A 22,693-nucleotide genomic window follows, 5' to 3' on the forward strand; every position below is an offset into this window, starting at 1 on the left:
GGCTTGATGAACGAGCTTGCGATCCGGAAAGATGGAGACATTCCAGCGTCTTCTTTTGGAGAGCTGAAATTGGTGCCGTCTTCAGCACTACAGAACCTTACCCTCCCTCAAGCAGAAAGGACGCTGCTCGGGTTCGAATTGCCGATTGTGGCCCGACTCTATCAGCAGATGATCCTCGTCCGGCTCGTCGAGGAGCGCCTGCTCGAGCTTTTTTCCCAAGGTCTCCTGTTCGGCACGACGCACACATCCATTGGACAGGAAGCCAATGCGGTGGGGGTGATCAACGCTCTTGACCGGGATCGCGACATTGTCTGGAGCAACCACCGCTGCCACGGTCATTTCATTGCCTACTCGGGTGAAGTCGAAGGCCTGATCGCCGAGATCATGGGGCGTGTAACCGGTATTTGCGGAGGACGCGGCGGCAGTCAGCATCTGTGTTTCCGCAACTTCCACTCGAATGGGATCCAGGGAGGCATAGCACCCGTGGCGGTTGGCTGCGCGCTGGCACGAAAGGATGAAGGCGCCGTGGCAGTGGTTTTCCTTGGCGACGGCACGATGGGAGAGGGAGCGGTTTACGAGAGCTTGAACCTCGCTTCGGTTTTCGGTGCCCCCGTGCTTTTTGTGGTCGAGGATAACGAAATCGCCCAAACCACCCCAAAGAATCTCACCGTTTCCGGGTCGATCATCGCCAGGGCTGAACCTTTCGGTATCCGCACGTTCGCTTATGACGGCAATGATCCAGTCGAAATATGTGAGCTTGCCCAAGAGGCTGTGGGCTATGTCCGCGCCGAGGGCCGCCCGTGCTGGCTCTATTTGCGGACCGAACGGATTGGTCCCCACAGCAAGGGAGATGACACCCGGCCGGCCTTGCGGCTTGAGCAGGCTCGAGCCCGGGATCCGATCCCCCCGATGCGCCAGCGCGTCGCGGATTTCGAGGAGATCGACGCCTTTTGTCGATCTACCGTGGACCGCGCAGTCGAATCGGCAGCTGCGGCTGCCATGGCGAGAGGCTGACCCATGCGCGTCGTCGAATCGATCAATCGCGCGCTACACGATCTTATGGAAGCCGATCTCAGGCTGGTGGTCATGGGTGAGGACGTCCTCGATCCCTATGGCGGTGCCTTCAAAGTCACCAAGGGCCTGTCCACGGCCTATCAGGATCGTGTCTGGACCACACCGATCAGCGAGGGCGGCATTGTAGGCATGGCGACGGGCATGGCCCTCAAGGGCAGGCCTGTTATCGTCGAACTCATGTTCGGAGATTTCATCGCCCTTGCTGCCGACCAGATCATCAACCACGCAGCCAAGTTTCGCTGGATGTACAACGATCAGGTTGAGGTGCCCATCATTATTCGCGCGCCCATGGGTGGACGGCGCGGCTACGGGCCGACGCACTCGCAAAGTCTGGAAAAGCATTTTTGCGGCGTGCCAGGCCTCACGGTGTCTGCAACGCACGAGTATGCGGATCCGGGTGCGCTTCTGCATCGGGCCCTCGCGTCTCGGTCCCCTCACCTGATTATCGAAAACAAGGTCATGTATTCGAGGCCTGTTTTCGGCGCAGCCGCCCTTCCACGCCCGCCGGATGCAGACATCGTGATCCTGACATATGGGGGTTGCGTCGAGCACGCGGTTGCCGCCGCAAAAAAGCTCGTCGAAGAGGAGGAAATTGCGACCACCGTGGTGGCCGTTGAACAGCTGTCGCCCTTTCCTTGCGAGGATGTCCGAAGCCAGGTCGGCCGCTGCAGCCGCGTTGTCGCCGTGGAGGAAGGCTCTCCCGGCTGGGGCTTCGCGTCCGAATGCGCTCGCGCTCTGATCGGTCGGGTCAGGCACTTCAGCGCATTGGCCGGACCGGACCACCCCATTCCCTCGAGCCGCGAATGGGAGGATGATCTGCTGCCAGGCGTGGACGCCATCCAGGCGGCCTGCATCGATCTGTTCAAGAAGGGCTAAGCTTTCATGAGTGTGCTTGTCGAAGCCCCGCGGGTTAACGCCAACGAGGACAATCTTCAGTTGATCGAGATCAGGGTCGTGCAGGGTGAGAGCGTAGAGCAAGGAGCTATTCTCTTTGTCGTTGAAACCACGAAGGCTGCCGTCGAGGTTGAGGCCCCCCAGGCAGGGGTTATCGGCCGGCTCGACGTCAACGTCGGCGATTTCGTCGCTGTCGGCTCAACACTGTGCGAAATCGTCAACGAAAATGCGGACGCCGCATCCGGAATGGCCAACCCGGCCGACATCGCGGTCAACGAGATCGCGATTACGGCCAAGGCCCGCAAGGCCGCGTCCGAACTCGGCGTCGACCTGGCGGATGTCAGTCCCTCCAACGGCCGCATCGGCGAAGCCGAGGTGCGCGCGGCGGCCAGCCGCCGATCCGGGGCCATAGCCGCAGGATCGGACGGAGCGCAGTCCGTCGTCCCATCCTCGTCCATGCGGCGGGCTGTTATCATCGGCGGCGGCGGCCACGCCGCCTGTTTGATCGATGCTCTCGATGGGTCCGGATACGACATCCTCGGTTGTACCGATCAGGCTCTGCCCGTTGGCCACCAGGTCTGCGGCGGCATTTCGGTGATCGGTACGGAAGAGAGCCTGGAGCGTCTGCTTGCCGAAGGCACGCGGTACGCCTTCATCGGCATCGGCGGAGCCCAGTCAAGCGAGACGAGGCGAGCAATGTTTGAACGCGCCTCGGCCATGGGCTTCGTTCTGCCGCCTGTGATCCATCCATCCGCGATCGTCTCCAGGGCGACCAGGATCGGGCATGGCTGCCATATCCTGGCCGGCGCCAGCATCGGTCCGCGCTGTACGATCGGCAACAACGTCATCGTCAATCAGGGGAGTATCGTCTGCCACGACAGCATCGTGCAGGACAATGCGCACCTGACTCCGGGCGCCATCCTCGCCGGCGCGGTGAGCGTCGGGACCATGACTGTCGTGGGAATGGGCGCAACGGTGCTGCTGGGCGTCCAGATCGGCTCCGGCTGCCTGATCCACAATGGCGCGCACATCAGCGCAAATGTCGGAGACGATACCATCGTTGACGCTCAGGGCCGCCGACATCTCCGCTAGATCCCATTGAGGCATCAGGTGCCTTGTCGCAGAGCTCTTGCGAGCAACGGCACGAGTGTCATGGAACCCGGAATGCTAAGGTGATGGCTGTCAAAGTACAGCGGTTTCCCATCCATCATGGCAACACACCGCTCCTGCGGACAAAGTGCCTGTGTCGGATATATGCGAATGAGGCCGACATGCCGGCCGAGCCTGTTCAAGATGCCAAATGCGATCTGCTGTCGTTCCCGATAGAGGCCCTCGGGCATATTGAAGCTGGACAGGTCATGGCCCTGCGCAACGAGCCGGGCAGCCGTAGAGGGGACGTCATAACCCACCTCCGGGACAGGATAGACGATGACCACCTTTTTCCCGGCCTGCAGCAGCCGACCCACGGTTCTCCTTAGAGATGTTTCGAACGCATGGCGCGCCTCGGTGGAGAATCGGTCGAATTGAACGCCATCCCGATCCTGCAGCTGCGGCAGATTGCCGTTTCGTTCTGCTGGTCCAAGTTCGATCGCGCGCCCCTCGAGATAGAGAGACCATCTGGCAGCGATTATGACCGTCTTCAGCTCGGGACGGCTGAGTGCGTACCTAAGCCGCAAATCGTTTCCCCGGATGCAATCTCGGTCCGTTCCGACGCCCAGGAGAGGAGGACAGCGGGGGGTCGCGCCATAGACCGTGCTTGCGCCGTGTGCGGCCAGGTCGGACATCGCACCGAACATCGCCCCCGCGTGAGAATCTCCCCATAGAAAGATCCGGGCATTTGCGGATGAGCCTATCGTACAGGGGGAATTTGCAGCGAGCTGAAGCGACACATTCGCGCATTCATCCGCTTCAGGGTTGGCGGACAAAGCGTAGCTGGACAACACATTCACATCTTTGGAAAAGCGCGTCGGCCAGCCGTTATCAAAGTAGATGACTGCGCCGGTGATCGCCACGGCGACGATGGCCAAAGCACCCCCAGCCAGGACTGGTAGCCGGCGGGCTGCCCGCGCCGGGAGTTCGATGTATCGCCAGGATATGAGCGCCATCATGAACGAGACAGCCACCAGAGCGGCTGACTGAAGAGAACTGAGCTCATTGATTGCCAGATAACCAACCAGGACAATCAGGGGCCAATGCCAAAGATACAGGGAATAGCTTATCAGCCCCACACCGACGAATGGCTTCGTTGAAATCAGCCGTGTGAGCGAGCAACTCGCGTCACTGCCTCCGTGAATGACAAGGGCAGCGCCAACACATGGAAGGAGTGCCGCGACGCCGGGGAATGAAGTCACATCGGAATAGCTCAGCGCGGCAATCGTGATCAGCAGCAATCCGGCCGCGGTCGCCATTTCGCACTGCCAACGCTTGGTGAGGCGTGGGAAGACTCCAAGTGCCAGAAGGCTGCCCGACAGCAGCTCCCACGCCCTGAACGGAGTGAGGTAAAAGGCAGCAGCGGCGTCGTACTGCATCACCGCTACAGTTGCGAGAAACGAAATTCCTGCAGCGCTCGCCAGGAGAAAGCGGACATTGCGAAGGCCCAACCACCAAATGGACGCCAGAAACAGAGGAAACAGGATGTAGAACTGCTCCTCCACCGCCAGTGACCAGGTGTGGATAAGTGGCTGGTCGTAGGTTTCCCCGTCAAAATAGCCCGTCTTCAGCCAAAACCCGATGTTGGACGAGAAGAGAGCCGTCGCGACGGAGTTGCGACCGAAGCGTCTGAAGTCGTCGGGCAAGAAGATGAAGGCGCATGCGAGCGTACAGACTGCCAGCATGACGAACAACGCGGGAAAAATGCGGCGTATACGCCGCTCATAGAAGTGCCAGACCGAGAACTCGCCCGCTTGCAGATCCCTGGCGATCATTTGGGCGATCAGATAGCCGGAGATGACAAAGAAAATGTCGACACCTACATACCCGCCACTGAACATTGTGAAACCGGCGTGGAACAGCACAACCGAAACGACGGCGATGGCGCGCAAACCATCGATGTCGGGTCGATAGGTTGGTGTCGCCAATGCTGTATGGTGCGGTGCTGGGCGCGAGGGTTTTCGACAGTCCAACATCACGCCTGCAGCGAGGCTGCGCGGATGAGCCTGAGAGTGTGACATACCGATCCTGTATAACGGCACTCTTGCGCCGATGTGCGCCCGCCATAAGGGGTAGCCTGCGGCTTAAATCGTACTAGGTTTGCAGTCTAAATTGCGCCTGGAACAGCAGGATGCGAGCAGATCGAAGAATTTCCCCCGCGCGCAACTGTTCGAGGCAATCAGGGTGCCTGGGTTGCGGTCCGGCTCTCTCCAGCAATGAGGATGACGCCTGCGTTGGCGTCGGGTGCCGCAGGCCGCTATTTGATCATCCGGTGAAGGTTTCTGTGGCAGCCCACTACTTTTGGGGAGGGGTGTCCTTCGAATTCCCAAGCAGTGCGAAACCTGGATTGATGTAGGGTGTAGCGGTCTGCGGGGTCCAATTTGAGGCTCAAATGGCTGTTGTGCATCCCCATCCTCGGAATTCATCGGATGCGCAGCATTTTCTGCGCGAAGCCTCCGAGAAGCCAACTTCCGACAAGTCATTCAATGTGGCTGCGCACGGGCTTCGCGGTGTTGCTTCGCTGATGGTGTTCTTCGCGCATCTCCTAGGGGGCACGGCGGAGCACATCTACGCCTCGAATTCGGCCTATGTCGCTGCCATTGGCCCCTTCTGGAATTTCGGCACCTTCGGGGTGTGCCTTTTCTTCGCCATCAGCGGCTTCGTTATCCTTCCGAGTGCGCTGCACTACAGTCCGCGTGAGTTTGCTGCCCGTCGGTTCCTGCGCGTCTATCCGCTGTTCTTTGTTCTCAGCGTGCTGTACGTCGCGCTGAACGCAGCAACGAACCTTTATCCCGACACCAACAATTTCACCGCAATTGTCGCGGGACTAACGTTCCTGAATCTTTTCACCCACACAGAGCAGTTGACGCCGAATGCCTGGAGCCTGACCTTCGAGGTCTGGTTCTATGTGTTTACCGGCGCCTTCGTGTTCCTCGCGATTCATCGCCCCAGCAAGCTCGGCATCGCCGTTTTGAGTCTGCTTGCAGCGTTCTTTATCGCCAGATACCCGATTGCCTTGTATTTCGTCGCGGGCGGGCTGATCCGACTCGCCTTCGATCGATATGAATGGGTGCGTGTTGGTCACCATCGGCTCGCCGAGAGCGCGGCCCTGGCAACTTGTGTCCTTCTATCCGCCCGCGGCCACTACGATTATCACTGGTCCGATTTCCAGAATGCCGAAGTGCCAGTGCTGGTCGCCGCGACAGCGCTGTACTTCTGCCTTGCGGTGTCGCGAAACAGCTTGACGGCGCTGGTTCTCGGCAATCGGCTTCTTCGCTACTTCGGAACGGTCAGCTACAGCCTGTACCTAGTGCACCCCTATACCTATTTTCTGACCCGCTCCATCTTTTCGCACGCTCACCTCTTCACCGCCAACGTCGTCGTCTCGATGGGCGCCTTCGTTGTGGTGGCGAGCGCGATCACGTGGATACTCACGCATTTCGCGAACCGCACCCTGGAGCTATGGCCCTATGAGTTCGTCTATCGTCAGAAGATCTACCGCTCGACATCGCAGCCGAATGCAGTCCGGTCGTGGCTTGGCTTAGGGACCAAACGATTCGCATGGCCGCGAGGGTAACGCCGTCGCTGCGCAGTCCATGGCACAACTGATTAATCGTCAGACTTGGACAGCAAATCCGTCAACCGGGACAAATCGGGCACATAAAGCTCTTTTGCGCGGCGCAGCACTATCCCGACACTCTGCAGGTAGCTGAGTTCGCGGGCTACGGCTTCGCGATGCGTGCCGATGCGATTGGCCAAATCCGTATGCGTGGGAATAGGAGAAATCACAGCCGAACCGTCATTGTCGATATGTTCGACACATAAGCGCAGCAATTCGCTGTGCACGCGCGATCGAACGCTGAGCGTCGAGAGTTCGACGATATGCTCGACAAGCGCATGCTGGCGTTCGACCAACATTTGGACGATGGCTTGAAGCGCCTCGGGATCGTTCTTGACAATATCCAGGAAGGCCCGATTTCCGATGGAGGCGATGGTGCATGGTCCCGCGGCTTCAATCGAATAAGGCACCACAAGAAGATCACCGCTTAACGCCACTCCATTGACGAGGGATCCCTGGTGCGCTGACGGGAGCCAGACTATTTTGCCTGTACGGGTATAGACAGGGAAGCGAAGCTCGCCCGTCAAAAGAAAAAAGACTCGATCGACCCTTTCACCGGCCGGGATCAAGACATCACCGTCTTCAAGGTGGAACCAGTGACAGCGGCGGTTCATCTCGGCCAGCGTGGAAGGACGAACAGCGTGGAAATGCTCGATATCGCTCAGATCCGGATTTTGTGACGTGTTTCTGTCGGCTGCGGGAGTGGTCTCCCTCTCCGTCTGCGAAGCCGAAAAACGATCGGACGGTTGTTTCACTTCTTCTTGCCCCCTGCAAAATGTCGAGTCGTCAGCAGGCCCTCTAGATCGAGGGCCTGCTGACGCCAACCGGCATCGTTGCCGCGGGCAAAAAACTCATCACTTCTTGACCGAGGCGCAGCCATGCCTCAATTCCGTATGCTCACACCCTCATAAGGCGTTGTGTTAAGGATGTAGGCTACCTCGGTCCGGTTCCTCGCGCGAAGCTTTTTCATGACATTGCGAATGTGCACCTTAACTGTGCTTTCGCACATGTTGAGCTCGTACGCGATCACCTTGTTGGCCTTGCCTCGACGCAACGCTTCGATCACCGCCATCTGGCGTGACGTGAAAACATTGTCGCCTTGCGGCTGCTTGGCTGGTTGGCTGTCCTTGATCGCCTGGCCCGAATTAAAGAGAACACTGGGCGGTATGAAAGTGCCACCGGCGGCGACAAGCTGAATCGCCTTTGCCGCAACCTGCAAGCTGACGCTCGTTGGGATGTAGCCGCGCGAGCCGCTTTCTACTGCTTTGAGAATATCATCAAGGCTTTCGATATCCGACAGCATCACGATTCCCAGAGATGGTCTCGTCGCCTTGAGATGGGCAATCCGCGAAAGATGATAGTCTGCTTGAGAGTTCGACCACATGACACAGAGCAGGACGGTGGAAACGCGTTCGGTCTCCTCTTGACTGGCGGCGTCGAACGCTTCGACGGTCGGATAGCGCTGGATGCGAAAGGATGGCTCGATGAGCTCAAGGCTACTGGCGAAGCAGTCGCACATCAGCGGCCTGTCATCGATAATCGCGATCTCCAACTCCCCCCGGAAGGGGGCAGGTCCGACATGATTGACATTGGCAACAGGTGAATAGGCAGCCAGATCGATTTTGACCGGCTGATCGGTATTGGACAGAATTGTCATGGCTTATCCCCAACCCAAAGGTTCAACTCAACACGAGCGGAATTCACCCCAACGGAGAATCCGCCTTCGAAAACCCACCTCCTTAATGACCTCCTTAATGCATTAGTAATAACTTGCAGATTCCAGAGGCGGTGTGACAAAACGCACAGCGTGAATATAATCGCATATTTTTGATAGGATTAGACCGGAGAAAGGCAGATGTCGTGAGGTTGTGGCCGGCTCCACCAAAAGGTGTACCATCAACCAGAAGGGTGCCGGGCTGCACCCGATGCTGTCTGTAACCAACCGCAGGCAGGTATCTCACTCGAAGCGAGTTTCAGAGTTGTAAACGCTCGCATCCACCTACAAAGTATATCAAGTAAACTTGCAGTTGTATCATTGTGATACGAAAGTTTATCCTTGGAATCGCGTGCATTCGATTTTCAAGCAACGAGCCGAGAGACGGCTGACGCCTCCGCGCGCAGCCTCTGTCAATTTGGCTCTGCGAACGCGAAATTGATCCCTACTCGAGCCACTGCTGAAGGTGCTCGCCCAACTTAATGGCGAGTGCAACAATCGTCAGGGTGGGCATGTCATTCCCCCCGGTGGGAAAGACGGAACTCCCGGCGACGAAAAGGTTCGCGAGGCCGTGCACCTGGCACGTGGCATCGACCACGCCAGTCCGCGGGTCGTTGCTCATCCTCGTTGTGCCCATGTGGTGCCTGACCCATCGGTATGGGATATCGTCCCCGTAGGCTGGGGTCCCGTGGGCGCAAGCCAGGACATCGCTTCTGTGCCCCAACATCCGCATCTCGTCGGTGACGATCGTCTGCACTCGCTGAAGTGTGCGCCGAACGAGAGGTCCCACCCTCCATTCCAGCTTCACGCGCGGGAGACCGAATTCGTCAAGCCTTGTATCCAGCGTGACCCGGCTTTCCGGGTCCGGTTCCTGTTCGAGGATGGTATCAAAGTGGAAGTGCCCTGCCCACCGGCGTGAGCGCCCGATGCGGTCGATAGCCGACGCGATGGATCCTGCGGGATGGCGAAGGATGGTGCGGCCACTCTTAATAAGGTCACGATGCAGGCGTCCCTTCCGCAGCCAGAATGCAAGATAATGCAACGCTTCGGAACCATCCCAATCGTTGGCGCAAGGTCCCGGCTTGATCCACGTCCGGGAGCCGAGAAGGCGTTCACTTTCCCGAATCTCTGGGCGCAGCGCCAGTCCGAACGCAGCGGTCACGTCACAGTGTTTTGCCTGCGACAGATAGGGCCTGCGAGCCTCAGCGGATGGCACGTGAAAGGCTATGGCGGAGTCAGGACGGCAGATCTGCAGGCTTCCCCATTTTACGCGGGGATGCTCCATGAAATAGCGGCCAACGAGGTCATGCTGGTTGCCTATCCCATTCGGCATCTGTTGGTTCGAAACCAAGAGCAGGCGCGCGTTTTCGATTCCGCCGCAGGCCAGCACAAATGATCGTGCTTCGATCCGGAAACGCCTGTCTGGCGTACTGGCCACCTCGATGGAGCGAACCCATCTTCCGGATGTGTCGGTGTCTAACCGCAAGGCCGTGGCGTGCAGGACAACCTGCACATTTTTCGCCGCTTGCAGCCTGGCGCGCAGTGTCGCCCCCAAATCCGGGATGGGACTGAGAAAGCATCGTTCTGAAAAGAGCGGCCCATTCATAGGCAGAACTGCAGAGGCCGGCCATTCGGCTTGCAAGTCCTCGATGCCCAACAAACCGGCCGCTGTTTCATAATGGGGGAGAAGCGAGTTACGGTCGACGGGCCATCCGCTCATCGGGATCCAAGACCGAGCCTCGAAATCGATGTGGTCCAGCATCTTGCACCACCCGCCCCAACCAGCTCTGCCGGTACTGCCGCCAAACTGTCGGATACGGCAAAGGTCGAGCGCCTCGTAGGGTCTGCCTACAGAGCGGCCGCGCGAAAGTCTTTGGCGCCAGTGTTCGTATGTCAGCCCGCCGCTCTCGATGATGCATACACGATGTCGCGTTCCTTCAAACTGTGAAGCCAGTGCCAAGCCGGCTGCGCCCGCCCCCACGATGCACAGATCTGCTTCCAGGCACGTACCGTGGGGAATGCTGTCGCAATCCTCTATCATGGCGGCATGAATCGCGAGCAGGCGGCCGGCGCGGCAAAATCATCACCCGAACAGCGCAAGGGAGAACTGAGGTTGAATGGCCGCAGAGCAATGCGGTCAGGTTCGTGAGGTCTGATCACTGGCGATCCGCTGTCCAAGCCTGATCCTCTTTGCCGCTTGCGAACGCAGTGCGGTGAAATTCGGCGCCACCAACGGGTAGTCGGGCGGCAAACCCCATTTCTTGCGATAGTCGGCCGGTGTCATTCCAATCGAGGTCAGATACCGCTTCAATGATTTCATCCTGCGTCCATCCTCCAGGCTAATGATGAAATCCGGGGTCACCGATTTGCTGATTGGTACGGCGGGAACAAGCTTCGGTTTGGTTTTTTCCGTGCCTCCCGCGAGGGCCTGCAATGTGCGGCCGACATTCTGGACCAGATCCACCAGATCAGAACGTGAGGCTCGGTTCCTGCTGACAAAGGCCGAGACAATCTTGACAGTTGATTCCAGGTGATCGACGGGGTCAGGGGCCATGGATCCGCTCTCGGCTGACGATGGTTGTCGTCCGTAGCCAAATGCGGAGCATGTCTGGATCGCTCGTCTGCCGAACTGCCCAACATCAAATCGGGAGCACGCGCCCCTGATCTCCCCCGCGCTTGGAACCCTTCAATGGCATCTCTAGGCGCCACTTCTGTCAATTGCCCTTGGTGGCGCTGAATCCATCCAAAAGTGGTAACCGATAGTGATGGCCAAGGTGCGCCCATTCGTCGGCCTCGCGTCCGCGTGCTGCGTTTGCTCGGTGTTTTCTTGAAATTCGCTGAACTCGATGCACCTCCTGCCCGATATCACTTAAATATCCTGCATATGCTTCACCCCATTGGGGAGTCCTAACTTCTAATTTTTGGCGACTGTTTCAAAATTACTCTAGGCGCATGATACCATTGTATTTTTTATTACTCAAGATAGCCCCTATTTATACATCGGTAATCTCGTGTCACACTGTCATCAAATGTGTCCAAGGCAAACGTGATTTTGAATAACCTTTCCCAGAGAATCCGATTATTAATTATGCGGGGGAGCTCGAATATCAGGAGACGATATGACCACTAAAGTTACAACGACGGCGAAGTTGCTGGTGGGGGCATTCTTTGCTCTGGGCACGGTCGGGATTTCCTATGCCGGCGCCGCTGGAGAGTCCGGCGTCCTAGTAAGTTCGTCCGGTGAGACCGGCGCCAAGGCTGGTGGTGCCGGTGAGACCGGCGGCAAGGCTGGCGGCGCCGGCGAGACCGGCGGCAAGGCTGGAGGCGCCGGCGAGACCGGTGGCAAGGCTGGAGGCGCCGGCGAGACCGGTGGCAAGGCTGGAGGCGCCGGCGAGACCGGTGGCAAGGCTGGAGGCGCCGGCGAGACCGGTGGCAAGGCTGGAGGCGCCGGCGAGACCGGTGGCGCTACCCTTAGCACTGCGTCAAGCGAGGCTGGAGGCACTGGCGAGGCTGGAGGCACTGGCGAAGCCGGCGGCAAAGCTGGCGGTGCTGGCGAGACCGGCGGCAAGGCTGGCGGCGCTGGCGAGACCGGCGGCAAAGCTGGCGGCGAAAGCGGCAAGGGCAGCGGTGCTGGCGAAAGCGGCGGCAAGGCTGGAGGCGAAAGCGGCAAGAGCGGCGGCGCCGGCTAGACTGACAAACGCCTGAGACTGTCGGATGCCGTTAAGTGAGTTATTCACTTGCCGGCATCCGCTTGTCCAACAACCAACTCCATCGTCGAGGTTGTGTCGTTGGAAATATCACCTTCGCCGCCACCGACCGGCACGGCACATCTCTCACGAAGCATGCCGCTGTTCTATGCGCAAAATACCGTCCTGTCGGTTGTCACCAGTCCGAACCAGTATAACGCGCGGCCTCCTTCCACAAAGCGAGCGCAATGTTTGGCGAACGAGCTTTCACCTCAAAATCATGACCTCTGTATTTTCCGGCCACGATCCACACTGTCTTTGAGCGCTGATAAACAGTGACGCCCAGAGAGCTGGCGACAGTTCGCCACTGGTCGTTACCCCCCATGAATTGTAGCCCTGTCGCCATGCAACTGCACATGACAACGACAATGCCAGACCAGAGTTGCACGGAATGTGACGACTTTAACACTTGCCCATCGGTTGCCATGCCGGTTTTGCCAACACCCTACTGTCGATCTCGTCCCCCGCTTGGCGCAAGCAAACTCCCGGAACGAGGGTACGTGTCGAATCCTACCAAGCGTGGAAGGCGCGAAAAACAGCAAGCCACCAAGGGACAAGAACGTCCCCTCACCCCGCCCAAAGGTTTAGCGGAAACGTCCAAAGGCTATCTGGGATCAATACAGCGGCGGCAATACCATTCACCGATGATCTGCGTGCAACGGCAGCCACTTCGCTTGGTATGCAACGCTTGATCGCCCGCCGTACCAACCTGCGGCGGGTAATTTTCTTCGGATGGCGCCCATGCCTGCACTACTCCACATGCCGCTTCGCGCAGTCACCAGTTGGATGATCGTAGGTAGGGTCTAGTTATGCCTGCACTGTCGCGAAGGACGTTTGCGCAGGGAGCTCTGTTAGGCCTGTCGCACTGGCTCGGCGTTTGCAAGCCGGCTGACGCGTACCACCAGCCAGGCGATGGTGTAACGTTGGTGGCGGAAGGCAGACCCGTCGTCACTCTGGTCACCCCCGATACGCCCAACGACTCTGTCCACTACGCTGCGGTGGAACTCAGCTGGCATATTGAAAAGGCCACCGGCTTCCAACCTGCCACAGTGACCGAGAGCAAGGTGACGTCGACCGGGCTCGGCAAGACCCACATCTTTCTGGGCGATACCCGGTTTGCGCGAAAGGCCGGAGTCGATTTCGACGCCTTGGGGCCGGAGTCGTGTGCGCTTCGCACCGTCGGCCGCCACCTGTGTATCGCAGGGCACGACACGAGCGGCAGTCCTGTTGACGTCAACACGTCCGCGGGAACGCTCTTCGGCGTCTACGAACTTCTCGATCGCTACTTTGCGGTTCGGTGGCTGTGGCCGGGCGAACTGGGAACGTTTGTTCCAAAAGCAGAGTCAGTAGTCGTTCCTCTTCAAGATCGCGTGGTAACGCCTCGATTCATGCAGCGTCAAGTGCGCACGGGTGCTGGTTTAAGGACCAAAGATCATCCCGAGATGGGCTTCACCACCGCAGCAGCTGAAGACTACATGAACGCCCAGGCTGCATTTCTGCGTCGCAACCGCATGGGTCGCCGAATCCCGGCGAAGTACGGCCATGCCTTCGTCGACTGGTGGCGGCAGTATGGCGCTGAGCATCCAGAATGGTTCCAGCTGGTCAACGGCAAACGAGGCCCCTCACGGCTGGGTGGGCGCTTCTCGATGTGCATTTCCAATGCGGGTCTGCACGAAGAGATTGTCTCGCAGTGGCGTCAGCATGGAGGCGATCGCCCGGGGCATCTTCCAACCTTCGTCAACGCTGTTGAGAACGACGTCCCTGGCCAATGCGAATGCGATGTGTGCAAGGCGCTGGATGGTCACGAGCCGCCGAACTATCGAAAATTCATCCCGTCGAAGTCGAAGCTTGCCAGCAAGCCTTTCGTATCCGACCGTTATGCACGTTCCTGGCAAGCCATCCAGCAGAACGCTGCGAAATACAATTCAAACGCGGTTGTCGTGGGCTACGCCTATATGAACTACTTCGCCGCTCCGACATCGGGCGTAAAATTGGGCCCGAACATCATGATCGGATTTTGCCCATCATCCTGGTTCTATCCCCGAAGTGGCGACGAGCAAGACTGGATGAAGGCCCAGTGGCGCGGTTGGGCGGACACACAAGCTAAGCTTTTCATGCGGGCGAACTATTTTCTGGACGGATATTGTATGCCGCACATATTTTCGACCCAGTTCGCCGACGAATTTCAGAGCGCCGCGAACAACGGAATGGTCGGGACCGATTTCGATTCGCTGACAGGCCATTGGGCGACACAGGGCCCAAATCTTTACCTGTTGCTGCGCTTGCAGATCCGTCCCGAAGTACCCGCTAGCACCCTCCTGTCCGAATACTACTCAGCCTTCGGCCCGGCCGCGGCTGACGTGAGGAAATATTTTGATTTCTGGGAGGCCTATACGTCGGGTGGGCGCGCCCGCCTGCATGACACCTTTGAGGCTCTTGGGGCGTCGCGTTGGCGAAGCTGGGCGAAAGCGGCGCATGCGATCTATCCAGAGGAGAGTTTTGCACCAGCCGAAGAATTGCTCGACAGGGCAGCGTCCTCTGCAAACGGCGATCAGGAGGCGTCCATGCGGGTGCAATTCCTTCGATTGGGATTGCAGCACGCGAAGTTATGCTCTCTAGCCGCCGCCAAGCTTACGCTCGGAAATCCAGAATCCAGCTACGAGAAAGGCAGGGTGGAACTGCAGGCGCTGTTGGCATTTCGACGAGCGAACGAACGCATGTGGATATCCAACTTGAATCACTGCGCGTGGGTCGAAAGCACGAGTTGGACGCTTCCAGGCGCGGCAGGCCAATCGCCGGATCCCGATCCGGAGTGATGCACGCCAGTGAATGGAAGTGGCTCATAAGGGAAGTTCTCGCCGCCGGGCCGCCAGCCAGCGGCTGCATTTTGGCAAGACCGCAGACGCTCGACTTGCGGCGGTCGTCCAGCCTCCAGCAATCGCGGCACGACAATCGCCGTTCGATTGCGCCACTTTTCCTGACAGGATCCCGACCTCACCCCTTGAAGGCATCAGCCTGCGTTTCCGACCGCATGCGGGGTGGGAAGCTCGAAAAGGTTGAACGCACCCGCCAGCATACGCGGGCGAGGTGCGCTCTTTAATGATCTGGCAGGATCGATAGGACGATCAGTTGCCCTTGCTACCCTTGCTGCCACCTTCTCCAGTGCCGCCGGACTTGCCTCCGGACTCACCGGCTCCGCCAGCCTTGCCGCCGGTTTCGCCAGCACCGCCAGCCTTGCCACCGGTTTCACCAGCACCGCCGGCCTTGCCAGGTTCTGCAGCGCGACCTGCCTTGCCGGGCTCGGCGGCGCGACCTGCCTTACCTGCTTCCACAGATACAATTTTGGTCGAAGACTCAGCAAAGCTGGTCGTCGAGACCGAGGCAACAGATGCAGCAAGAGAAATTGCGGTAAGAACGCGTATGATCATGATAGACCTCCATAACAGGGTGATAATCAGCCCCTGAGAATCTTGTCGTTTATTTTTTCCGGAAGATCGAGTCTTGTCTGACGATACGGCTGTCGGCATGTTTTATAATTCCTGAATCGATTTCCGATCAAAATTTACTCACCTCTCCTTCAAAAAAAGGAGCATTAGCTATTTCTTGGATATCTGCATAGAACTTGCCAATCGATGCGGTAGGCGACAACAGTCGCCTGCATTGGCAGCAACGGCGAGCCATTTAGCGTGCTGTGTAGCCAAGTAGAAACTGGCATATCTATTTAGAATTGTCGGGCGTTCGATCGCCAGTGTGATCTGACTGTTCATTGCGTTCTTGACACCAGCCTGACAAATCCCAAAGTTCAGATGCAACCATTTGTTAACCATCTGACAATGTTGTCGTGCGTAGATTCCGCGGTTGCTCGACGCTTCGGGCAAGGCACATTCCGGTTCCGACTTCCCGTCCCGATTTTTCCTGCACGAGCCGGGACGGACTTTGAGGACAGCAGGTCGATCAAGTTCCAACATCCCTAAGATGCGATCGCTGTCCAGGCGCGCCTGTCATTGCGAGGCGCTAAATCCGTTGACCTGTGTACTGAGCGGCTTCCATCCACAATGCGAGTACGATCGCAGGAGAACGCGCTTTGACCTCGAAATGGCGACCCCGGTGGCTTCCGGTGGCTACCCACACCGTTTTTGAACGTTGAAAGATCGTGACGCCAAGAGCATTCGCCCGATAGAAGATCTCTTCGTGATCGCGATGCATTGGCTCTGGCCTGCTGGCTCCCAAAATTGCCGACGACGGTGCTCGCCATCGCTAGGCGATATACTGGTCTATGTTCATATTGGGCCGCTGTCTTTTGCATTTGACATAGATGCCTGCTTTTACGCATCAGACGTCGCGTCCAAACAGCCCGTGCGACCGCGTCGCTGAGCCCCTATTGCCTGTAGATAGCTGGCCGCCACCAATTCCCACGATTGGACTTCCATGGGACTTCAGTCTTATTTGCGCTATTGCTAATATGCCTATAAATTGATCAACGCGGGGACACCCAATCCAACCCGCATGGCCGGTGTGGCGCAAAGCAAAGCTGTCCAACGCAGCGAGCCCCACCGGCCATTCGTTCCAGATAAAGCCGCGGCAAGACCTAGAGCAGTCCACCGTTTCACGGAAACGGCGAGCCGATGTAACCGTTTGTCTTGACGCAATTCCCAAGGGAAAGTGCTTTGCCCTTTTCCCTGGAAAACCGCTTCACACTTTTCCTGGAATGCTTGCGACGATTGTCAGTCGGCCGGAACGGCGCCACCTCCACCTCGACTTTGCCGCTTTCGAAACCGCTCATCGCACAAAAATGCCCGTATTATCCTAGAATTCAATCTACATAGAGTCCGTGCCCAAACGGTCAAGATCCAGTCTGTTGACCCTCCCTGCATAGAGCCAACCTTGTTGCGCGAGTGCTAATATAAGCGTAATCTGCGTGGTGCGGAGAGGAACACCAAGCTCCCGCCGCAGAGGCCGGGACAGGCGGCTAAGCGTCCCTCTCAGGCAGCCTTGCCGGTCATCTCGATACGGCTGGCGCCAAGAGCCACATCGGACCAAGACGCGATCACTCCCGTCACCTGACCCAAGGCGAAGGACCTTCTTGTCTATGGCGGATACCTGATCGTGGAGTGGTCGACACATAACCGAAACGGAGTAGTCCGATCATTCATCCCGTGATGTTGGAGACGGCGCTTACGTTATCAAGATTAGGGAGGCTAATCTAATATGGATACGCAGCTTTCTTATACAGAGACAGCATCGGCCCCAGGCTGGGAAAAGGGTCGAAATGGTGCAGAACTCTACGCCTGGGCGAATGCACGGGGCATCGCGATTTACCAGCGTTCAAAGACAGTATGGATTGCGGCAGGAAGCTATCGGGGCCGCAATTTTGAAGTCAAGGGACGTTCGCCAGCCATTGCGCTCGCATTGTGGGTGGAGGGCGCTCAATACACGGGTCAACGGTTTTACCTGATGCACTGAGACGCCATTGCCACAAGGTGCGCCACCTCGCAGACGGTCGCGCCTCCCAGCGTAACCAACCCGTCCCCCGCTCGTTAGCCCTATGCTGGTTGATCCCAGCTCCAAACTCTGGCCCGCCTTTTCCCAGGCGGGCTCTTTTTACGGGATAGCGAGGAGCCACAATGAAGAAGAGCTATGAGAAGCCTTCAAAAATCATCGCCATTCCCCGTCGTCGACAGTCTTTTAGCTTTGGTCACGCGAACCAAGGCCCGGTGCCGCACGGGCGCGGGCTTTTTTGTGCCGGCGGACCCAAGGGAGCCGTTGGTCCGCACCAGGGCTGACGTCCCCCTTCCACGCAGGGTCGAAGACCGGGACCAGACCGAGCAGCATGGCGGCCTCTGATATGAACTTTGCCATCTGCGAATCCTCGACCTGGCACCCGGGAAGCGCGAATCTGATCTCCGCGACAATCGCATTGGTCGACACCACGGCGCCCCGCCGTCGCCGTACGAGGCTACCAAGAATATAGGATTGAAGAGGCGGGTCTACCGTCCCTGAAGGGTCAACAAAAGTGCCCATGACCGTCACTCCATGCCGCGCGCGTTACAATCCACTTCAGAATGTGGGGGTCGATTTCACCCAATTCGGTGAGTTCGAGCGCGAGAAGTCTGGCGTATTGGCGCCTATTTCTTCCCGAGATGCGTCTTTCCACGCCGGATTTTCTGAAGGCGTTCCGTACGGCCTCGCAATCGAAGGCCGTCAACCTGTATTGATCTGCTGCCATTTCAGCCTCCGCTTAGCGGCGGGAGCACCTGAGTTGGCTTCCAAGCACCCGTATGCCTAGAATGGCGGGTGACGTACGCATTGTACGCTTTCGTACACTCACATGCGAGTCGTTTGCACTGAAACGACCTAGTATTCGTCCCAGTCGAACCTAACATCCTGATACTGTGCAGGAACGTTTTCATACGATCGGCATTCAAAGTCAGTTAGCCAAGGGAGGCTTTGATGACCCACTGCCGCGTCGACAGAGAGAGCTTGGAGCCGGCCGTTCAAAATTACTATCGAGGCAGAGCGCCAAGCTCGTAACGCCAAGACAGTGGAGATGCGCAATAGCGCCTATTCTTGGAAGCATTAGTTTTTCCACGCTGGAGGCATTGGATGGCGAGGGTAGCGTTGCTACGTGAATCGGTGAACTCCTCTAGCCGCCACCGTTGGCGGGAGCCGGGCCGCGCGGCGGTCGATGCCGGCTATGCAATTGCGGCCAAATCAATCTCCGTAATGTGCCAGCGGCCAAGATTTGCCGTGTAGAGTTTGTCGCCCTTGAAGGCGATGTTGGTGGGGTGAGCCAGGGTGGTCGCCGTTGGATCCTCGATCAGCACTTCGAGACCTCGGTCTTTTCGCCAGCGATAGATCCGGCTTGGCTCGTAGCATGAGATGAACAGCGAGCCGTCAGGCGCGAAGGCGACGCCATCTGGAACATTGTGCACGCCTTCGACGACAACTTTGCGCGCCCCTGCCGTGCCGTCGGTGCGGATCGGTACATAACTGATGCAAGGCGCGTTGCTCTCCACGACATAGAGGCCGTTGCCGTCCGGCGCCATGGCCATGCCATTGGCGAACGACATCGCCTCCTGGCACCACAGACCGCCCTCGCCCGTCTTGAGATCGTAGCGGAAGATGCCGGAGCGATTGTCCTGGCCGACACTGTCGGACACGTAGAGCCAGCCCCTCGCCTCGTCGACGATCGGATAGTTCGGCACACGGATGCCAGACGACGCGAAGCGCTCGATGCGCGCTGTCGCGGCATCCCAACGAAAGATCGCAGCATGCTTCAGGTCGCAGGCAAAACAGTTGCCGGCGCTGTCGAAGGCAATGCCCAGCAGAAAGCCATCCGTGCCGCCAATGCGCTCGACCGAGCTACCACCGGCGGTCAGCCGCAAGAGATCGCCGGTTTCAGTGCCGCACCAGATGGACCCATCGCTGTGGATGGCCACGCCCTCCGGATGCGCGACGCGTGGGCTGGTGAAGATGCCGTCGAAAAAGACGCGCGCGGCGGACATGTCGAGCAACGGCTTTGCCATGGATCAGCTCCTTGCGATTTGCAGCCTCTGCTGTTCGGCGATGCAGCGTTCAACCATGGCGCGGTCGGCCGCAAGGATCTCGGCGATGAGCGCACCACGCTCCTTGGCGCTGACAAATTCCAGACGACGCAGACCGAGCGGGTCGATGCGGTTTCGCAGGATGGCGAGCGTGTCGTTGGAAGGCAGCGGGACCTGCTGGCAGTCGGCATCGAACGTCACCGCAAATCCTGTGGCGTCGCGGATCTGCTGGTGCGTGATGCCAGGCATGGTTTCGACGACGGTCAATTCCCTGGATGTCTGATCGAGCCGAAAGACGCAGAGATCGGTGAAAACCAGCGCCTTGCCGGTGCGATAGCCCATCGGCTCGCGCTCGGCCGGCGTCAACAGCCCGCGAGCCGAACTGACAATCTCGACCTCGTCCACCAATGACTGGACCGAATGGCGGGGAATGTAGAGCAGGTAGTCGCGATGCATGTTGGCGACATCGGCCATGCCACCCTGCCCGGGCAACCGGATCAGGCCACCGCTTGGTTTGCGTAGCGCGATGGTGTTGACGCGGCCGCGCCGGTCGACTTGCGCGGCACCGACGATCTCATGCGTCACCGCGCCCGCCTGGTAATAAGTCGAGTAGGTGTCGTCGCCGCCGGCATGCGCCACCGCCGTCTCGCAATCGAGGCTTTCGATCAGCGACAGGATCATCGGGCTCGGCTCAATGTCGAGATGGCCGCAACTCATCGTCGCGATGATCATGTCCGGCGCGTGCGACGCCTTGGCCAGCCGGTAGGCGACGTTGGCTAGCGGCGACACCGCGCCGGCGCTGGCAAAGCTCTCATTATCGAGTTCGGCGGCGATGCGGGCGGCAATGATCTCGTCGACGGATGCGTTCTTTTTCTCAGGCGCCATCGCGGGCATGGCGATAACCGTTTCAGCGCGGACTTTCGCAGCTTCTTGAACGGGAGCCGGCACGCCTTCGAACGGCAGGCGGAGATTGTGCGCCAGAGGCGTTTCCCTGACCGCGAATGCTTCCGACAATCTCTGATAGTCCGTGACATAAAATGGCAGGCAGGACGCCGGATAGGCGCCGCCCGGCGCCATTGCAATGGCCGAAACCTGATTGCGAGTGAGGATGCTCTGGCGCCCGTCCTGCCGCAGCGCCCCAACTGGGACGATTTCCTCGACCGTGACCAGCACCTGTCGCGCAGCACCCGCCATGGCGAAGTCCAGTGCACGCGGCCCGATGATCTGGACGTTGCCGCTTTCATCCGCGCGCTGAGCGTGGACGACGAATGTGTCGAGCCGCAGCGGCGGGATGAATCCGGTAGCGGTCCCTGAAATCGGATCGGGCTCGCCGCTCGCACCCGGCACGCGCGCCAGCATGTCGGATCCATCCGGCAACTGGAACGGCATTGACGGCAGGTTCTGCTGCGCCGCTCGCAGGGCCTGGATCATCGCCAGTGCCGTCCAATCGCGAACCGGTAGTACACCGCTCTCGGCAGCGGCGCGGAACCGTGGCGGAAGGCCAAAAATATCGAGGCTGGAAAAGCAGAGGTCTATTTCCGCCACCGCATTCGCTTCGAGCAGCAGTTCGAGCGGCAAACCGCCGGCCCAGCAAACATAACGCAAGTCCTTGATGCCGGACCGGGCGATCGCGCGCAGCAATGCGATCGGCAGGCGGGCAAAATGGTGGCCGCCGACGCCGAACGAGTCGCCTTGGCCGACCATCGCGCGCAGTCCCTCGACATCGGTGAAGTGTGGCCGGTTTGGCTTGACCAGAGACATTGCCGTACGATCTGTCACAGCGCGGACGCCTCGATGCGATAGCGGGTCACGAAAGGCTTTTCGGGCGAGAATTCCAGCGCGGTCGCAATGCCGGATTGCGCGATCGGATTGTCAGCCAGCGCGGTCGCCGGACCGAGCCCGAAGGGCGAGCAGATCGGCTCGATGCCGATGGCGACATGACGCCCATTCCACGGTGCCGCCTTGCGGCCGCGATTGGAGTACCAGAGCAGAAGGCTTGGAAAATGCTCCTTTTGCCACGAGAGCTCTACCCTGTAGCCGTCCTTGTGGTTGGTGAGCGCGGCCGTGCCGTCGAGGCTTTCGATCTGTAGCAGTTCCTCCGTGTCGGCAGCCAGAGGCAGCCGCGAGGCGTCGACCACGCCGCCGGCGCGCGCCGGCACGCTGGTCAGTTCGGCAAACGTCTTGTTCCTGGCAAACAGCGCCGCGCCGGGTTCGACATCGTGCGGGTAGGTGCGGCCTTCGTCGAAGCCACCGAGTTCCAGCGTGGCGGCGCCTGTCTCGAACGGCAGCCGGAACACCGGGTGCAGGCCGATCGGCAAGCGGCAGGCACGACGAACGACGATCTTGAATTCAATATCGATGGCCGGCGCCAACGGATCGGGTATCACCGTCCGTTCGACGCGCTCGACCGAGCTTCCCTGGGGATAGGCGAGCGCCAGCGACAATGACCCGCTCTTACTGTCGCGCCAGGTCCAGTCATGATTGGAGCTATGGCCATGGATTTCTTCGCCAGGCTCAGGCGGACCCATCGCGTGCGCCCAATTCTCGGGCCATCCCGCCGCAGGCACTGAATAGCCGAAGGGCACGCAGGGCCATTCGCCACGCAACCGGCGCAGAATGCCCGGCAGCGCTTCCGCTTCCGGCTCGTTCGCCCAGGGTGCGATATGCATTGGCGAGATCTGCCGGCCATCCGCCAGCAAGAACGTGACAGGCGCCAGCATCGCGCCGAGCCGCTGGACAGTCAGCGCACCATGCGCCCAGCCCAGCCCGCGATAGTCGTCGCCGGCATTCACGACCCGGCCTTCTTCAGCCGCGCAGCACTCCTGTCGGCGAATTCCTTGACACGTTGCTGGCCGATCTCGCCGCGGTAGAGGTCACCCAGTCTATCGCGCTCCATGGCGAGACCATCAGCCAGATTGCCGGACACAGCATGCGCGGTCAGCATCTTCAGGCT

The 22,693-nt window shown here is 59.1% G+C and carries 17 protein-coding genes; 8 read left to right on the forward strand and 9 right to left on the reverse strand.

Translation table 11 applies throughout. The annotated features are described in order from the left end of the window. From EN993_RS11860 to EN993_RS11870, 3 genes are all read left to right on the forward strand, one after another. The coding region (locus tag EN993_RS11860; protein WP_164757626.1) for a thiamine pyrophosphate-dependent dehydrogenase E1 component subunit alpha at window positions 1-1,014 on the forward strand (1,014 nt) is incomplete at its 5' end. A gap of 3 nt (window positions 1,015-1,017) precedes the next feature. Continuing rightward, window positions 1,018-1,950: a transketolase C-terminal domain-containing protein gene (locus EN993_RS11865; protein ID WP_127263294.1), complete on the forward strand. Its 933-nt coding sequence runs from the start codon at window positions 1,018-1,020 to the stop codon at window positions 1,948-1,950. 6 nt (window positions 1,951-1,956) lie between these two features. After that, window positions 1,957-3,060: a NeuD/PglB/VioB family sugar acetyltransferase gene (locus EN993_RS11870; RefSeq protein ID WP_127263295.1), complete on the forward strand. Its 1,104-nt coding sequence runs from the start codon at window positions 1,957-1,959 to the stop codon at window positions 3,058-3,060. Between the two features lie 14 nt (window positions 3,061-3,074). Here EN993_RS11870 and EN993_RS11875 read toward each other — a convergent pair whose 3' ends face one another. Next, a complete protein-coding gene (locus tag EN993_RS11875; protein ID WP_164757627.1) occupies window positions 3,075-5,045 on the reverse strand; it encodes an acyltransferase family protein in 1,971 nt (656 codons plus the stop codon). Window positions 5,046-5,509: 464 nt separating this feature from the next. On the opposite strand from EN993_RS11875, the gene EN993_RS11880 reads away from it, so the two are divergent. Next, the gene (locus EN993_RS11880; protein WP_109672163.1) at window positions 5,510-6,694 is read left to right on the forward strand and encodes an acyltransferase; all 1,185 of its coding nucleotides are present in this window, start codon (window positions 5,510-5,512) and stop codon (window positions 6,692-6,694) included. 32 nt (window positions 6,695-6,726) lie between these two features. On the opposite strand, the gene EN993_RS11885 is transcribed toward EN993_RS11880, so the two are convergent. The 4 genes from EN993_RS11885 to EN993_RS11900 form a co-directional block, all read right to left on the reverse strand. Further along, window positions 6,727-7,491 (reverse strand): Crp/Fnr family transcriptional regulator, encoded by a 765-nt coding sequence (locus EN993_RS11885; protein ID WP_126068051.1) that lies wholly within the window; start codon window positions 7,489-7,491, stop codon window positions 6,727-6,729. A gap of 128 nt (window positions 7,492-7,619) precedes the next feature. Further along, complete coding sequence (locus EN993_RS11890; RefSeq protein WP_126068050.1) at window positions 7,620-8,393, reverse strand: response regulator transcription factor; 774 nt, start codon at window positions 8,391-8,393, stop codon at window positions 7,620-7,622. A 502-nt stretch (window positions 8,394-8,895) separates the two neighbouring features. After that, window positions 8,896-10,212 carry a GMC oxidoreductase gene (locus EN993_RS11895; protein ID WP_164757628.1) on the reverse strand — a complete coding sequence of 439 codons (1,317 nt, stop codon included), beginning with the start codon at window positions 10,210-10,212 and terminating at the stop codon, window positions 8,896-8,898. Window positions 10,213-10,587: 375 nt separating this feature from the next. After that, a complete protein-coding gene (locus EN993_RS11900; protein WP_109672152.1) occupies window positions 10,588-11,004 on the reverse strand; it encodes a MucR family transcriptional regulator in 417 nt (138 codons plus the stop codon). Between the two features lie 565 nt (window positions 11,005-11,569). Here EN993_RS11900 and EN993_RS11905 point away from each other — a divergent pair. Continuing rightward, on the forward strand, window positions 11,570-12,139 hold the full coding sequence (locus EN993_RS11905; protein ID WP_127263298.1) for a hypothetical protein: 570 nt from the start codon (window positions 11,570-11,572) through the stop codon (window positions 12,137-12,139). Between the two features lie 866 nt (window positions 12,140-13,005). Next, window positions 13,006-15,012 carry a DUF4838 domain-containing protein gene (locus EN993_RS11910; protein ID WP_127263299.1) on the forward strand — a complete coding sequence of 669 codons (2,007 nt, stop codon included), beginning with the start codon at window positions 13,006-13,008 and terminating at the stop codon, window positions 15,010-15,012. Window positions 15,013-15,321: 309 nt separating this feature from the next. On the opposite strand, the gene EN993_RS37010 is transcribed toward EN993_RS11910, so the two are convergent. Next, window positions 15,322-15,723 carry a hypothetical protein gene (locus tag EN993_RS37010; protein ID WP_164757629.1) on the reverse strand — a complete coding sequence of 134 codons (402 nt, stop codon included), beginning with the start codon at window positions 15,721-15,723 and terminating at the stop codon, window positions 15,322-15,324. Between the two features lie 1,681 nt (window positions 15,724-17,404). Here EN993_RS37010 and EN993_RS11925 point away from each other — a divergent pair. Then, window positions 17,405-17,659, forward strand: a complete 255-nt coding sequence (locus tag EN993_RS11925) for a hypothetical protein (RefSeq protein ID WP_127263302.1) — start codon at window positions 17,405-17,407, stop codon at window positions 17,657-17,659. Window positions 17,660-17,820: 161 nt separating this feature from the next. Next, window positions 17,821-17,979: a hypothetical protein gene (locus tag EN993_RS37015; protein WP_164548615.1), complete on the forward strand. Its 159-nt coding sequence runs from the start codon at window positions 17,821-17,823 to the stop codon at window positions 17,977-17,979. Window positions 17,980-18,888: 909 nt separating this feature from the next. Here EN993_RS37015 and EN993_RS11930 read toward each other — a convergent pair. From EN993_RS11930 to EN993_RS11940, 3 genes are read right to left on the reverse strand one after another with little or no spacing between them, the layout of a single operon-like run. Beyond that, complete coding sequence (locus EN993_RS11930; protein WP_127263303.1) at window positions 18,889-19,722, reverse strand: SMP-30/gluconolactonase/LRE family protein; 834 nt, start codon at window positions 19,720-19,722, stop codon at window positions 18,889-18,891. A gap of 3 nt (window positions 19,723-19,725) precedes the next feature. Next, window positions 19,726-21,519 carry a CoA-transferase gene (locus EN993_RS11935; RefSeq protein WP_245468748.1) on the reverse strand — a complete coding sequence of 598 codons (1,794 nt, stop codon included), beginning with the start codon at window positions 21,517-21,519 and terminating at the stop codon, window positions 19,726-19,728. Then, window positions 21,516-22,532 carry a hypothetical protein gene (locus EN993_RS11940; RefSeq protein WP_127263305.1) on the reverse strand — a complete coding sequence of 339 codons (1,017 nt, stop codon included), beginning with the start codon at window positions 22,530-22,532 and terminating at the stop codon, window positions 21,516-21,518. Before EN993_RS11940 ends, EN993_RS11935 begins: the two co-directional genes overlap by 4 nt. Window positions 22,533-22,693: the final 161 nt, after the last annotated feature.

The organism is Mesorhizobium sp. M7D.F.Ca.US.004.01.2.1 (assembly GCF_003997785.1).
Taxonomy (GTDB): domain Bacteria; phylum Pseudomonadota; class Alphaproteobacteria; order Rhizobiales; family Rhizobiaceae; genus Mesorhizobium; species Mesorhizobium loti.

Excerpts from the sequence above, each read along its gene's own strand:
- EN993_RS11865 (WP_127263294.1), top strand. The coding sequence starts at position 1,018 with ATGCGCGTCGTCGAATCGATCAATCGCGCGCTACACGATCTTATGGAA.
- EN993_RS11870 (WP_127263295.1), top strand. The coding sequence starts at position 1,957 with ATGAGTGTGCTTGTCGAAGCCCCGCGGGTTAACGCCAACGAGGACAAT.
- EN993_RS11880 (WP_109672163.1), top strand. The coding sequence starts at position 5,510 with ATGGCTGTTGTGCATCCCCATCCTCGGAATTCATCGGATGCGCAGCAT.
- EN993_RS11890 (WP_126068050.1), bottom strand. The coding sequence starts at position 8,393 with ATGACAATTCTGTCCAATACCGATCAGCCGGTCAAAATCGATCTGGCT.
- EN993_RS11895 (WP_164757628.1), bottom strand. The coding sequence starts at position 10,212 with ATGCTGGACCACATCGATTTCGAGGCTCGGTCTTGGATCCCGATGAGC.
- EN993_RS11900 (WP_109672152.1), bottom strand. The coding sequence starts at position 11,004 with ATGGCCCCTGACCCCGTCGATCACCTGGAATCAACTGTCAAGATTGTC.
- EN993_RS11905 (WP_127263298.1), top strand. The coding sequence starts at position 11,570 with ATGACCACTAAAGTTACAACGACGGCGAAGTTGCTGGTGGGGGCATTC.
- EN993_RS11910 (WP_127263299.1), top strand. The coding sequence starts at position 13,006 with ATGCCTGCACTGTCGCGAAGGACGTTTGCGCAGGGAGCTCTGTTAGGC.
- EN993_RS37010 (WP_164757629.1), bottom strand. The coding sequence starts at position 15,723 with ATGCCGACAGCCGTATCGTCAGACAAGACTCGATCTTCCGGAAAAAAT.
- EN993_RS11925 (WP_127263302.1), top strand. The coding sequence starts at position 17,405 with ATGGATACGCAGCTTTCTTATACAGAGACAGCATCGGCCCCAGGCTGG.
- EN993_RS37015 (WP_164548615.1), top strand. The coding sequence starts at position 17,821 with ATGAAGAAGAGCTATGAGAAGCCTTCAAAAATCATCGCCATTCCCCGT.
- EN993_RS11930 (WP_127263303.1), bottom strand. The coding sequence starts at position 19,722 with ATGGCAAAGCCGTTGCTCGACATGTCCGCCGCGCGCGTCTTTTTCGAC.